Origin of the sequence: Emergencia sp. 1XD21-10, assembly GCF_009936045.1 — a bacterium.
In the GTDB taxonomy this organism is placed as follows: Bacteria; Bacillota; Clostridia; order Peptostreptococcales; family Anaerovoracaceae; genus Senimuribacter; species Senimuribacter intestinalis.
The window spans coordinates 82,640-95,730 of record NZ_QWEQ01000003.1 but is presented as its reverse complement, the minus strand read 5'-3'; the positions used below and the strand labels follow the sequence as shown (position 1 = coordinate 95,730).

Here is a 13,091-nt window from a genome sequence, read left to right as displayed (position 1 = left end):
ATGACAAAGAATATTTTATTATCAGGTGTCGGCGGACAGGGCACCATCACTGCTGCAAAGATGCTGACCTTCGGTCTGATGGAAGCAGGCTACGACGTAAAGATGAGTGAAATTCACGGCATGAGCCAGAGAGGTGGCGACGTGGTTTCTCAGGTTAGATACAGCAAAGAGAAAGTATTCTCTCCTGTCATCGAAAAGGGTACTGCAGATATCATCGTTTCCTTTGAAGAAATGGAAGCGCTGAGAACTCTGGATTATCTGAAACCAGATGGCGCAGTGGTTGTCAATACAGAGAGAATTCCTTCCATGACCGTACTGACCGGCGTAGAAGAATATGCAAACGATGTCATTGAAGAAATTGAAAAGGCAGCAGACCGCGTACATACCATGGACGCATCCAAAATGGCTGCGGACCTGGGCAACGTAAAAGCGGCTAACGTCATTCTTCTAGGCGCCCTTGTAAAATTGATGGGGCTTGACGATATCGACTGGGAAGATATCATCAGAAAGAATGTAAAAGAAAAGTTCATCGATCTGAACCTGAAAGCATTCAAAGTAGGCGCAGACGCTGTAAAATAACTATAAAATTTAAAAGACAGGAATCTCTTGCATGAAAGGGATTCCTGTTTTTCTGTTTTTGGTACTACGGATTTTTTTATTAAGTAGGAAAAATAGGTAGAGAAGCTGATGATTGACAATATGTAAAAAACTATCTAAAAAGTAAGGAAATGAGACAGTTCTTTTGAAGTAAAAGTGATATTGGAGCGAAAAAGAATCCAAGACAAATGCCAGGATGAAGTTTAATCTGATTTAATGATTGGTATGCAGTATTTCATGCTGTGGAGAAACCGGTGCGCCATAATCTCAGGATTTTTTTGTATATATGGCGTTCATCTCCTGGAAAACGCCATATTTTAAGCGTTTTTTTGTATACATGGCGCCAGCCATCCGCCAACCGCCATATTTGGATTCATTTTCTCAAATACTGGCACGAGCCTGCCGCCCGATACTTGCTTTTTTGATATTTTACTGTAGGATACCAAAGTTTTTCCGACTATCTGTCTGCATTTCTTTCTGCAGCCGCCATTTTTTCTTAAAAAGCTTTTGTATCTGGCACTTTCTCAAAGGTTCGCGCCATGTATACAGAAATCAAGCTAAAATATGGCGCGGGGTAAATCATCGGCATATCTTGATTCTCTTTCTGCCAGGTTTGCTCCCGTACATGAACTTGCCGGACTAGCTGCTTGTAGCGGGCGCTGGCCTAAAGCCGAAAAGAAGCTGTCTCATTTTATTTTGAGACAGCTTCTTTAACCTTATGCAAGATGGGGTTATTATTTTTTCTTCGAGACAGCGACGCTGATCAGACCGCACACTGCCATTAGGTAAGGATAGAACAGATACGGAATGATATCAAAGGAGGTTAGCCCTGTCAGCGTTGCAGCAGACAGCAGCTGGGCGCCGTAAGGAATAATCCCCTGAAATACGGAGGCGAACATATCCAGAAGGGAAGCGCTTCGTTCCGGTGAAATGCCGTAGTCGTCGCTGATTTCTTTTGCGATTGGGCCCGCAATTACGATAGCCACGGTGTTGTTGGCGGTCGCTGCGTCAACAACAGAAATCAGAGCAGCAATACCAACTTCCGCGCCTTTATATGTATGAATACGGCTATGGATTTTTTCGAGAATAAAAGCGAATCCTCCGTTTTCTTTGACCAGTGCGCTGATGGCAGCAACCAGCATGGAAATTACAGTGATATCATACATACCGGTGACGCCGCTGCCGATAGAAGTGAATACTTCAGATACGACAAGGGAGCCGGTGAAAAGACCAATGAGAATGGAAAGTACGGTGCCGCTGATTAAAACAACAAACACGTTGATTCCGATTACGGCAGTCACTAATACAAAGATATACGGCATAACCTGCCAGATATTATAATTGAGCTCTGCTTCTAATGTAAAAGAAGCGCCGCGAGTCAGGCAGAACAGTATGACAACGGTGATAATTGCTGCTGGAAGTACAATCAGAAAGTTCTTTCTGAATTTATCTTTCATCTCACAGCCCTGGGTTCTTACCGCTGCGATGGTGGTATCTGAAATCATGGACAGATTGTCGCCGAACATAGCGCCGGACACAACTGCACCGATACAGATTGGCAGCGCAAAGCCGGTCTTGTCCGCAATGCCTACAGCGATTGGGGCAAGGGCTGCGATGGTACCCATGGAAGTACCCATGGAAATTGAGATAAAGCAGCCGATGACAAACAGACCGATTACTGCAACGCTTGGCGGCATCAGGGAAAGCCCCAGATTGACGGTACTGTCGACTCCCCCTGCTGCAGATACTGCTCCTGAAAAAGCGCCTGCGGCAAGATATATCAAGCACATTGTGATGATATTATCTTCCCCGATTCCAATAGCAGCAATGTGCAGCTTTTCGGTAAAGGTTTTGCCCTTTGTCTGGACAAATGCTACGATAAGCGCGATTAAGAAGCCTACAACAGCTGGCATGGTATAAAAGTCATTGAGTAGAATTCCGGTTCCTAGAAATAGGATTAGAAATACCAGAATTGGAAGCAGAGCCCAGCCGTTTGCCTTTGGTTTTGATTCGTTCATTTCTTCGTCTCCTTTTTGCGTAAATTAATAATAAAATCCTGAGAAAAAAAGTCGGACCTTTGTGGGGTTCGACTCAGGGACAATTGCTATTTACATTTTATCAAATTATTATTTGCGGTGCAAGGGTAATTTGCGAAGTTTTAGCTGTCTGTAAGGGGAATAAAGCAGACCCAGACTGCGATTGTAGGCGCGGAATCCAAGGGAGGCGGCTATAGAATGTCTTTTTTTGTGCTTCGGGAGCATGATTCGTTCTGTACCTCCGAAAGCAATGATTCCACCGCAGGTAATAGCGGAGATTAAATCATTGTTGCAGGTGATATTCTCATGGAAAGCAGTAAATGCCATGCCAACATAATCTTCTTTGTGAGAGTCTGAACCGCTGATACAGGGTTTGCCATATGCTTTTGCAAGGGCCTGCGCTTTCTGGTTGGCAAGGGGACTTTCACAGGTGTTAAAGCCTTCAATAAAATCAAAGTGGTTGACAAGCTGAGGATTTTTGCGCAGCTTGCGGAGAAGCAGAGCGCTGTTGTAGCGAGTGCCGAAAGGATGAGCAGGTCCTAGAATTCCGCCATACTGATGGACCAGCTTTATCAGTCGCGCAATGGACATGCCGCGGATTTTTAGCACAGGCAGAAAAATGCCATCTGGCATAATCACCAGAATGTGACCGGCGTCCCTGGTGTCGTATTCCACTCCGACCAGTACTGTAAAATCGCTGGTTATGCTGTGGCAAAAATTTTTAAAATACCGATAGCCTTTGTATGTATCGTGGTCAGTTATCAGCATACCGGAGAAACCGTGAGATATTAAAAGTTCAATATAGCGTTCGATTGGAATTTTTGCATCGATGGAACCGGCTTTGGTGTGACAGTGCATATCGAATTTTATCATCAAATTCACTTCCTTTCGCGATATAGCCTTTACATATGAAATGGATTTTATACAGGTATTTTATGCAAAAATGCAGTTTGAAATGTGCCGCATCATTGTCACCTTTTATTAAAAAACAAGGTTGACATGAAGAGGCGTAGATGTTATACTCTCTTTAGTTCAAGAAAGAAGGAGTATTTAATTATGACTACAACAAGAAATAAAACCTATGATATGATTTGTGTGGCAATGTTTGCAGTTATTATGGCAGTATGTTCCTGGATATCAATTCCTACTTTGGTTCCTTTTACGATGCAGACCTTTGCGCTGTTTTTAGCCTTTGGTGTGTTAGGGGGCAAGAGGGGCACTCTGGTCGTTGTTATCTATGTTCTGCTGGGAGCTGTTGGTGTTCCAGTCTTTGCAGGATTTTCCAGTGGGCTTGGTGTGCTGATGGGTACTACCGGCGGATATGTGCTGGGATTTTTGCTCAGCGGACTTCTCTATTGGAGTTTAGAGCGGCTGCTCGGTGAGAAAATCTGGGTGCGTGCTCTCTCCATGGTTTTGGGAATGGTTACCTACTACGTATTTGGGACTATTTGGTTTATGGTGGTGTATACCCAAAACACGGGAGCTATCGGTCTCAGCGCAGTGTTGGGCTGGTGTGTATTCCCATTTTTGCTGCCGGACAGCATAAAAATGGTGTTGGCACTTATACTTAGTGACAGGCTGAAAAAAATCATGAAGAAAAGTGGATGGGAGTAAGCTCATCTGTGCGGGCTACTTCCGATAATCCAGATATTCCAGAAAACGCTTTACCGCAAGGGAAGCGTTTTTTTTGCTGCGCAAAATCAGTGCAAGGTCACGGTAGGCGGGCTCTTCTAAAGGCTTTGTGATGATGTTGTAGGGGGAACGCTTTAAAATCAGGCTGGGCAGAATGCTGATTCCCAGACCGCTTTCCACCATTGCCATGATGGCGTAGTCATCGAAAGTAGAACAGCGAATCTTGGGCGTTAACTGATGATAGCGAAAAATCTGTTCAGCGTCCACGCGCTTTCCTGTTTTTGGAAGAATAAAGGGATCGTCGCACAGCGCCTTTAGAGGGAATTTTTTGCAGTGTTCAAGGGGGTGACCTTTGGGAAGTGCCACCAGCAGTTCGTCCATTTCAAGATGAATGGTTTCCAGTGAGGATCGGATGGGGAGAGGCAGAAAGCCGCAATCCGCTTTGCCGCTGACGACCCAAGCTTCGATTTCTTCGTAGTCACCCATGAGCAGTTCATAGTCAATGCCGGGATAGTCCGCTTGAAAATGTTTGATGATGTTAGGAATCCAGTGAGTAGCAATACTGGAGAAGGTAGCAATTCGGATTAGTCCTGTGTGAAGACCGGAAAGCTCGTCTACCTGTTCTGTAAGGGCATCGTATTCTCTGCATAAAGACTGAATAAACGGAAGCAGCTTTTCGCCCTGAGAGGTCAAGAAGACGCCAGCTTTACCGCGCTCTAGAAGCGTTAGATTCCATTCTTTTTCTATGTCGGAAATCATGCGGCTGATTCCTGACTGGGAATAGTTCAAAAGTTCAGCGGCTTTGGTAAAGCTGCCATATTCCACAGTCTTGAGAAAGGCTTGGTATTTCTGTAAATTGGATTCCATCGTTTTCACTCCTATATATCTGATTTTATAATGTAAAACATGAAAAAAATTCGCTTTTGTGATTTATACTTTTATGATACAGTATGAGAGAGAAAAATACAAGACAGATAAAAAAGAAAGTGAAAAGAAGGAAGGAATTTGTAATGCAGGAGAATTTATCTGTGCAGAGAGAACCGCAGCTGACAAAACCACAGATGAAAATTGTGGAAAATAGAAAGCCCCGGGTGAAAAATGCGTTTAGTCTGGAAACATTAGTATTTTTAGGAATCTTTGGCGTGATATTTGGGTACCTTGGAATTACCATGGGAACTGTCAATATGATGAATACGCTGATGAATACAGCCTATGACCTCTTACTGAACACGGTATTTTATATTATGGCAATCGCCGTACTTGCTGGTGCGGCTGCTGGATTATTAACGGAATTCGGCGTTGTAGCAGCGATTAATAAAATTTTGTCACCTTTAATGAAGCCTCTTTACGGGCTTCCAGGCGCAAGCATAGTAGGCGTAGTTACTACTTATTTGTCCGATAATCCAGCAATTTTATCTCTGGCAGAGGACGATAATTTCAGAAGATATTTCAAAAAATATCAGCTTCCGGCATTGACTAACATTGGGACGGCCTTTGGTATGGGCATGATTATTACTACCTTTATGATTGGGATTAAGGCACCGGCAGGCGAAAGCTTTGTGGTGGCGGCTCTGATTGGTAATCTGGGTGCAGTCATTGGCAGTATTGTCAGTGCAAGATTAATGCTTCGCCATACAAAGAAAATTTACGGAACAGAAGCGGAAGTCGATGTGAAATCCGGTTGTGGTCAGATTTCCCTTGACGAAAGAATGATTCGTGAGGGCAGCCTGGGTGAACGTTTCATGGGTGCTATGCTGGAAGGCGGAAAAAATGGCGTATCTATGGGATTTGCCATTATTCCTGGCGTGCTTATCATCTGTACTATCGTGATGATGCTGACTGGCGGACCTTCTGCTGATGGAACTTTTACTGGTGCAGCTTATGAAGGCGTTGGATTTTTGCCGTGGCTTGCGGAAAAAGTGGAATTTATTCTGACCCCATTGTTTGGCTTTACTGCGGCAGAAGGGATTTCTGTGCCAATTACGGCGCTGGGCGCTGCGGGTGCTGCCATTGGACTGGTGCCGAATTTAGTAGCAGATGGTCTGGCTTCTGGTAATGATATCGCAGTTTTTACAGCGATGTGCATGTGTTGGAGTGGTTATCTGAGTACGCACGTTGCGATGATGGATTCTTTGAGATTCAGAGAATTGACAGGAAAGGCAATTCTCTGCCATACAATCGGCGGTCTGATTGCTGGTGTCAGCGCACACTTATTATATATGCTTATTGGATAAAGCTTTCTTAAATTATATCGTAAAATGCGGATGCTGCATGATTAGGCATCCGTATTTTATTTCACTAATTCTGACTGGGTGCAGCGGAAGGCGCGCCATAATTGACGTCCGCAAAGGAACGGAAAAGATAGAAAAGAAGTGATAACAAGAGTTGATTTTCATATAGGGAAGCGTATATAATAGAACCATGATTTTACTAAATGCAGAACATATTAAAAAGAGTTATACAGAAAAGCCGCTGCTGATGGATGTGAACCTTTCCATCGATCAGGAGGATAAAATTGGACTAATCGGCGTCAACGGAAGCGGAAAATCTACTTTGCTGAAGATTCTTGCGGGTGCAGTCGATGAGGAAGGCGGCACCATCACAAAATCCAGAGAGCTTCGCAGCGCATATCTGGCGCAGAATCCGCCCTACGACCCAGGGCTGTCTGTGATGGAACAGGCATCGCGGTATCTTTTGGAAACTGGCAGTCAAGTTGAGCAGTATCAGTACCAGTCCATGCTGACAAAGCTTGGCATTACCGACTTTGAACAGAAGATGGGGCAGCTTTCCGGCGGACAGAGGAAACGGGTTGCCATGGCAGCAGTTTTGACGGCGGAAAGCAATTTGTTAATCCTGGATGAGCCGACCAACCATATGGACAGCGATGTCATTATTTGGCTGGAAGAATATTTGCTTCGCTACAAAGGTGCGATATTCATGATTACCCATGATAGGTATTTTTTAGATCGAGTGGCTAACCGAATTGTGGAAATCGACGGCGGAAAGCTTTACAGCTATGATGGCAATTACGATTACTATTTGGAGACCCAGGCTGCCAGAAAGGAGATGGAACTGGCATCGGAGAGAAAGCGGCAGGCCATTTATCGCAAGGAACTTGCTTGGATTCGTAGAGGTGCTAAGGCTCGTACTACAAAGGCAAAGGGCAGAATTGAGAGGTTCCATCAGCTGGAAGAAAGTAAATTGGTAATAGGCGATGCCGCGCTGGAAATGACTGCCGCATCCAGCAGACTGGGTAAGAAGATTATTGAGATTGAACATCTCAGCAAAGCCTACGGCGATCTGCGGCTGATTGATGATTTTAGCTATATCCTTTTACGAAATGACAGAGTCGGTATCATCGGACCTAACGGCTGTGGAAAGTCGACCCTTCTCGGTATGCTTATGGGGCAAATCGCCAGTGACAGTGGTAAAGTGGAAAAAGGTGATACCGTAAAAATCGGCTATTTCTCGCAAGAAAATCAGGCTCTCGATGAGGATGCCAGAGTGATTCGTTATATTTCTGATATTGCAGGCACTGTGCAGACCAGCGAAGGGAGTTTCTCAGCTTCCCAAATGCTGGAGCGCTTTCTGTTTCCGCCCCATATGCACTCTGTCAAAATTGGACATCTTTCCGGTGGTGAGAAGCGAAGACTGTACCTGCTCAGTATTTTGATGACAGCACCAAATGTACTGATTTTGGACGAACCGACCAATGACCTGGATATCGAAACCCTGACGGTGTTGGAGGACTATTTGGACGATTTTAATGGTGCGGTCATCGCCGTATCCCATGACCGATATTTTCTGGATAGAGTGACCCGAAAGACCTTTGCATTTTTACCGGGTGGTGAGATACGCCAGTACAATGGAGGGTTTACAGACTATGAGGCAAAGCACAGTTTAGAGCTTTTGGAACAGCAGACAATAGCAAAACAGGAAAAGGCACCAGAGCCTAAGCGGCGAGAAACAAAGCCGCAGAAACCCCGTTTCACATATAATGAACAGAAAGAGTTTGAGACGATTGATGCGGATATTGAGGCGCTGGAAAGCCGGCTGGCAGAAGCGGAAGCAGAGATGAGCCGACATGCCACGGATTTTTCAAAGCTGGCAGAGCTGCAGATGGAGAAGGAAGAACTTGAAACACAGCTGCTTGAAAAGATAGAGCGGTGGACGTATCTGAACGAGTTAGCAGAGGAAATTGCCAATTACAAGAAATAAGAAGAGTGAGGAGAGTGTTATGGCAGATATTAAATATGAAATCATAGAGGAAATCGGCGTGTTATCAGAAGGTGCAAGAGGTTGGCGCAAGGAGCTGAATTTGGTCAGCTGGAACGGTGCTGCACCGAAGTATGATCTGCGAGACTGGGCGCCTGCGCATGAGAAAATGGGAAAGGGCGTTACCTTAACAAAAGATGAGGCAAAAGCGCTGGCAGCCTTGCTTGGCGAGATACAGTAGGAGGCGAGAAATGGAAAAACTGTTATTCATAGACGCATGTGTCAGGGATGAAAGGTCCAGAACTAAGATTTTGTGCGACGTTTATCTGGAAGAATTTCTGAAAAAAAATCCGGAGACTGAGGTTGAAACGGTAGTCCTCAGAAACGGCAGCGTGCAGCCTCACACTATGGAGAAATTGGATATTCGGGACGACCTGGTTCGCAAAAAAGACTTCACGCATCAGATGTTCAGCCTGGCGAAACAGTTTAAGGAAGCGGACTATATCGTAATCGGCACACCTTATTGGGATTTGTCCTTCGCAGCAATTCTTAAAGTCTACATCGAAAATATTATGGTAGCAGACTTGACCTTTAAAGCTACTAATACAGGATTTATCGGACTGTGCAATGGAAAAAAGCTGACATATATTACGACAGCGGGCGGCTTCATTGGAGAAAAAAATTATGGTTACGATTATATGTGTGGAGCAGCCGATATGCTTGGCATTCCTGAAACAGAATGCATCAAAGCAGAAGCGCTGGATATCGAAGGATTTGATGCAGAGAAGATTGTGGCGAAAGCCGTCGAGGAAATTCGCTGCAAATTCAAATAGACTAGGTATGCTTGGGAAATACAAACAAAGAAAAGAAAAAATGTTTGTAGAATATAAACAAAAACTGTTGACATTCTGCTGGCCAAAAGGTAGAATAGTCATGAATTAAATTTCATATGAACCAAAGACTTTGACGGAGACAGTAGATTTACGCCAAAAAGGTAAGAGCGAGCCGGGGATGGTGAAAGCCCGGTACTGAATGTAGGCATAGATTGAATATCACTCCTGAGTTGCAGGGCTGAAAGACTAACCTGTGTTAATAAATGCGGCGGTTGAGTAAGTGCTGACGGGCCTTCCCCGTAATCGGAAGAACATATGATGGTATGTTGTAGCAGGTGGTTAAGCGAAGATTTTATATCTCCGTCCTGATACAGGACGGAGTTTTTTATGACATAGGAGAAATATTGGGTCTTCGATATTTCCGTATGTTTCAAGAAAAGCACCTTGCGAAGCGTCGCCTCATAGCGAGCGACATTGACAAATTTCGCGAAATAGGACATTTTTGTCAACAGGCTGCAGCAAAGCAAGTGATCTGGAACAGATCTTTAATTAATAGGAGGAAAACGAATGCAAAAGAATAACGATACGGTAGAGATCAGATGGCACGGCAGAGGCGGTCAGGGCGCCAAAACAGCATGTTTGCTATTAGCCGATGTAGCGTTTAGCTCCGGAAAACAAGTACAGGGATTTCCTGAATACGGTCCGGAGAGAATGGGCGCGCCAATTACGGCTTATAATCGGATTTCTGATTATGAGAATAAAGTTCACTCTAATATTTATAACCCTAATTATGTGGTTGTGGTAGATGAAACCCTGCTGCATACTGTAGATGTGACAGCGGGACTTTCTGAAGATGGCGCGATTATCATTAACAGCAGCAAGGAGCCTTCAGAACTGAGACCGCTGCTACGCGGCTATCGGGGAAAGGTGTGCACAGTAGATGCAGAGAAAATTTCTGTTGCCACACTGGGAAAGAACTTTCCAAATACACCGATGCTTGCTGCTGTAGTAAAGGTCAGCAATGTCGTTGACAATGAGAAATTTCTGCAGGATATGGAAACTTCCTTCAGCCATAAATTTGCGAACAAGCCCGGCGTGATTGCAGGCAATATGGAAGCGCTGAAGATGTCCATGAACGAAGTAAAAGTAGGTTAAGTTAAAAGGTAGGTTAAGTCGAGATGAAATTAGCAAAGAATATCAACGAGCAGAGTGCGTGGCAGGAGCTGACCACAGGGGCAGAGATCTATGAACCGGGCACTTCCAGATTAGTAAATACCGGAGAATGGAGAGTATTAACTCCTTTCTTCGATGCAGAAAAATGTAAGCACTGTATGCTGTGCGTGCCGTTTTGTCCAGATGTTTCGATACCGGTGAAAGACGGAAGAAGAGAGGATACAGACCTTTATCACTGCAAAGGCTGCGGCGTCTGTGCAAAAGTATGTCCCTTTGGGGCAATCACTATGGGAAAGGAGGAAAAGTAAATGGCAGTAAAAGACAGAATGAGCGGCAACGAAGCAGTTGCAGTGGCGATGAGACAGATTAACCCCGATGTGATGGGGGCGTTTCCGATTACACCATCTACAGAAATTCCACAGTATTTTTCCAAGTATATCGCTGACGGTCTGGTAGACACAGAGTTTGTAGCAGTAGAATCTGAACATTCCGCAATGTCCACCTGTATCGGAGCTTCCGCAGCAGGTGCAAGAGCAATTACGGCAACCTCTTCCGCAGGTCTTGCCTTGATGTGGGAACTGCTTTATGTAGCGTCTTCCTCCAGACTGCCGATTACCATGGCAGTGGTAAACCGTGCGCTGACCGGTCCTATTAATATCAATAACGACCACTCCGACTCCATGGGCTGCAGAGATGCAGGCTGGATTCAGATTTATGCAGAAAATAATCAGGAAGTTTACGATAACTATATTCAGGCAATGCCGATTGCAGAAAGCTGCCGCCTGCCGATTATGATCTGTCAGGACGGCTTTATTACGAGCCATGCTGTTGAAAATATCGAGCTTCTCGATGATGCAGATGTAAAAGCTTTCGTTGGAGAATACGAACCGGAAAACTATCTTTTAAAGGCTGAAAATCCTCTTGCGGTAGGTCCTTATGGCGTTTCTCCATACTATATGGAAATTAAAAAAGCGCAGGCTGAAGCCATGAAAGACGCCAAGACAAGAATCTTGGAAGTTGCAAAGGAATACGAGAAAGTTTCCGGCAGAAAATACGGGTTCTTTGAAGAGTACTATATGGATGACGCAGAAACGGCGGTAGTAGTAATCGGCTCCTCCGCAGGAACTGGAAAAGCTGCGGTGGACATGCTTCGTGCAGAAGGCAAAAAGGTTGGTCTCATTAAGCTGAGAGTGTTCAGACCATTCCCAATGGAGGAACTGGCAGCAGCCCTTTCCAAAGTAAAAGCTGTAGCGGTAATGGACAAGAGTGAAGGTTTCTCTGCTTGCGGCGGTCCTATTTTTGCAGAGACGCGAAGTGCTTTATACGATCTTGCAAAAAGACCGATGGCAGTCAATTACGTATATGGTCTTGGTGGCAGAGATGTAACCATTTCCACTTACGAAGAAATTTACGACGCCCTCTTTATAATGATAGAAACAGGTCAGGTCGGCCAGGTTTACAGACATATCGGCGTTAGAGATTTGGAGGATAGATAGACATGGCTTACAGTTTAAAGACAGAATTAGGAAAGAAAAATAGATTTGTACCAGGACACAGACTCTGTGCTGGCTGCGGTGCGGGCGTTGCCGTAAACGGCGTGCTTCGTGCCCTTGACGAAGGAGATAAAGCAGTAGTATCCAATGCGACAAGCTGTTTGGAAGTTTCCACTTTTATGTATCCATATACAGCTTATGAGGACAGCTATATTCACAGCGCTTTTGAAAATGCAGCAGCCATGACCGGTGGCGTAGAGACGGCTTATCATGTGCTGAAAAAGAGAGGTAAAATTAAGGACAACTATAAGTTTATCTGCTTTGGCGGAGACGGCGGTACTTATGATATCGGTTTTCAGTCTCTATCGGGGGCGATGGAACGTGGTCACGATATGGTCTATGTATGCTATGACAACGAAGCGTATATGAATACGGGGATTCAGCGTTCATCTGCAACACCTCGTTTTGCAGATGCGACGACTACACCGGTAGGAAGCAAGTCCTATGGAAAAGTACAGAACAAGAAGAATTTGACAGAAATCATCGCTGCGCACAACGTGCCTTATGCAGCGCAGACTACTTTCCTTGGAGATTTTAGAGACCTGCATAACAAAGCACACAAGGCGATTTACACTGAAGGACCGTGTTTCCTCAACATACTTTCTCCTTGTCCCAGAGGCTGGAGATACGAGATGGAAGATCTTGCGGAAATCTGTAAATTGGCTGTGGATACTTGCGTTTGGCCGCTTTATGAGATTGAGCAGGGCGTATGGAAGCTGACCTATGAGCCTGCAAAGAAACTGCCGGTGGAACGTTTCCTCGAAAAGCAGGGCAGATTTAAGCACATGTTCGCAAAGGGCAATGAGTGGATGATTGAAGATGCCCAGAATTATGTGGACGAACAGTGGGAAAAACTGAAAGAAAAATGCCAGCGATAAAATCGTTTTAAAAATGACCAGCTCCTATCACGCTGATAGGAGTTGGTCATTTTATATATAAGAAAACCACGCGTTGGATGCGTGGCGGGTGTTTATTTAGGGGCTGTGCTGTGAGTTTTTTACCTTTTTCAAAACATGTGTTAGGAACGAAAATTTTCTTTGGTGCAGTTTTCA

13 protein-coding genes are annotated in these 13,091 nt (G+C 44.8%); 10 read left to right on the top strand and 3 right to left on the bottom strand.

What is annotated here, in order from left to right:
• A complete protein-coding gene (locus tag D1151_RS01795; protein WP_160202820.1) occupies positions 1 to 579 on the top strand; it encodes an indolepyruvate oxidoreductase subunit beta in 579 nt (192 codons plus the stop codon).
• Positions 580 to 1,331: 752 nt separating this feature from the next.
• Here D1151_RS01795 and D1151_RS01790 read toward each other — a convergent pair.
• Together D1151_RS01790 and D1151_RS01785 are read right to left on the bottom strand one after the other, a co-directional pair.
• Entirely contained in the window at positions 1,332 to 2,615 is a 1,284-nt protein-coding gene (locus D1151_RS01790; RefSeq protein ID WP_161907725.1) for a Na+/H+ antiporter NhaC family protein, read from the bottom strand.
• Positions 2,616 to 2,723: 108 nt separating this feature from the next.
• Positions 2,724 to 3,506 (bottom strand): PHP domain-containing protein, encoded by a 783-nt coding sequence (locus D1151_RS01785; RefSeq protein WP_161907724.1) that lies wholly within the window; start codon positions 3,504 to 3,506, stop codon positions 2,724 to 2,726.
• Positions 3,507 to 3,689: 183 nt separating this feature from the next.
• On the opposite strand from D1151_RS01785, the gene D1151_RS01780 reads away from it, so the two are divergent.
• Positions 3,690 to 4,247: a biotin transporter BioY gene (locus D1151_RS01780; protein ID WP_161907723.1), complete on the top strand. Its 558-nt coding sequence runs from the start codon at positions 3,690 to 3,692 to the stop codon at positions 4,245 to 4,247.
• A 15-nt stretch (positions 4,248 to 4,262) separates the two neighbouring features.
• On the opposite strand, the gene D1151_RS01775 is transcribed toward D1151_RS01780, so the two are convergent.
• Complete coding sequence (locus D1151_RS01775; RefSeq protein ID WP_161907722.1) at positions 4,263 to 5,132, bottom strand: LysR family transcriptional regulator; 870 nt, start codon at positions 5,130 to 5,132, stop codon at positions 4,263 to 4,265.
• 194 nt (positions 5,133 to 5,326) lie between these two features.
• Here D1151_RS01775 and D1151_RS01770 point away from each other — a divergent pair, with 194 nt between their 5' ends.
• The 8 genes from D1151_RS01770 (at position 5,327) to D1151_RS01735 (ending at position 12,917) form a co-directional block, all read left to right on the top strand.
• A complete protein-coding gene (locus D1151_RS01770; RefSeq protein ID WP_161907829.1) occupies positions 5,327 to 6,499 on the top strand; it encodes a hypothetical protein in 1,173 nt (390 codons plus the stop codon).
• 187 nt (positions 6,500 to 6,686) lie between these two features.
• Positions 6,687 to 8,483 carry an ABC-F family ATP-binding cassette domain-containing protein gene (locus D1151_RS01765; protein WP_161907721.1) on the top strand — a complete coding sequence of 599 codons (1,797 nt, stop codon included), beginning with the start codon at positions 6,687 to 6,689 and terminating at the stop codon, positions 8,481 to 8,483.
• 19 nt (positions 8,484 to 8,502) lie between these two features.
• Entirely contained in the window at positions 8,503 to 8,721 is a 219-nt protein-coding gene (locus D1151_RS01760) for a YdbC family protein (protein ID WP_160202814.1), read from the top strand.
• A gap of 10 nt (positions 8,722 to 8,731) precedes the next feature.
• Positions 8,732 to 9,313, top strand: coding sequence for an NAD(P)H-dependent oxidoreductase (locus D1151_RS01755; protein ID WP_160202813.1), 582 nt, complete (start codon positions 8,732 to 8,734; stop codon positions 9,311 to 9,313).
• Between the two features lie 567 nt (positions 9,314 to 9,880).
• A complete protein-coding gene (locus D1151_RS01750) occupies positions 9,881 to 10,468 on the top strand; it encodes a 2-oxoacid:acceptor oxidoreductase family protein (protein WP_161907720.1) in 588 nt (195 codons plus the stop codon).
• Positions 10,469 to 10,491: 23 nt separating this feature from the next.
• Positions 10,492 to 10,794, top strand: coding sequence for a 4Fe-4S binding protein (locus D1151_RS01745; RefSeq protein WP_160202811.1), 303 nt, complete (start codon positions 10,492 to 10,494; stop codon positions 10,792 to 10,794).
• Positions 10,795 to 11,982, top strand: coding sequence for a pyruvate ferredoxin oxidoreductase (gene porA / locus D1151_RS01740; protein ID WP_161907719.1), 1,188 nt, complete (start codon positions 10,795 to 10,797; stop codon positions 11,980 to 11,982). It begins immediately after the preceding gene.
• A gap of 2 nt (positions 11,983 to 11,984) precedes the next feature.
• Entirely contained in the window at positions 11,985 to 12,917 is a 933-nt protein-coding gene (locus D1151_RS01735) for a thiamine pyrophosphate-dependent enzyme (protein WP_161907718.1), read from the top strand.
• Positions 12,918 to 13,091 lie beyond the last annotated feature (174 nt).

What these genes read in the sequence shown, in the direction of transcription:
- D1151_RS01745 (WP_160202811.1), top strand. Translation starts at nt 10,492, where the DNA reads ATGAAATTAGCAAAGAATATCAACGAGCAGAGTGCGTGGCAGGAGCTG.
- D1151_RS01790 (WP_161907725.1), bottom strand. Translation starts at nt 2,615, where the DNA reads ATGAACGAATCAAAACCAAAGGCAAACGGCTGGGCTCTGCTTCCAATT.
- D1151_RS01760 (WP_160202814.1), top strand. Translation starts at nt 8,503, where the DNA reads ATGGCAGATATTAAATATGAAATCATAGAGGAAATCGGCGTGTTATCA.
- porA (WP_161907719.1), top strand. Translation starts at nt 10,795, where the DNA reads ATGGCAGTAAAAGACAGAATGAGCGGCAACGAAGCAGTTGCAGTGGCG.
- D1151_RS01750 (WP_161907720.1), top strand. Translation starts at nt 9,881, where the DNA reads ATGCAAAAGAATAACGATACGGTAGAGATCAGATGGCACGGCAGAGGC.
- D1151_RS01765 (WP_161907721.1), top strand. Translation starts at nt 6,687, where the DNA reads ATGATTTTACTAAATGCAGAACATATTAAAAAGAGTTATACAGAAAAG.
- D1151_RS01785 (WP_161907724.1), bottom strand. Translation starts at nt 3,506, where the DNA reads ATGATAAAATTCGATATGCACTGTCACACCAAAGCCGGTTCCATCGAT.
- D1151_RS01780 (WP_161907723.1), top strand. Translation starts at nt 3,690, where the DNA reads ATGACTACAACAAGAAATAAAACCTATGATATGATTTGTGTGGCAATG.
- D1151_RS01770 (WP_161907829.1), top strand. Translation starts at nt 5,327, where the DNA reads ATGAAAATTGTGGAAAATAGAAAGCCCCGGGTGAAAAATGCGTTTAGT.
- D1151_RS01755 (WP_160202813.1), top strand. Translation starts at nt 8,732, where the DNA reads ATGGAAAAACTGTTATTCATAGACGCATGTGTCAGGGATGAAAGGTCC.
- D1151_RS01795 (WP_160202820.1), top strand. Translation starts at nt 1, where the DNA reads ATGACAAAGAATATTTTATTATCAGGTGTCGGCGGACAGGGCACCATC.
- D1151_RS01735 (WP_161907718.1), top strand. Translation starts at nt 11,985, where the DNA reads ATGGCTTACAGTTTAAAGACAGAATTAGGAAAGAAAAATAGATTTGTA.
- D1151_RS01775 (WP_161907722.1), bottom strand. Translation starts at nt 5,132, where the DNA reads ATGGAATCCAATTTACAGAAATACCAAGCCTTTCTCAAGACTGTGGAA.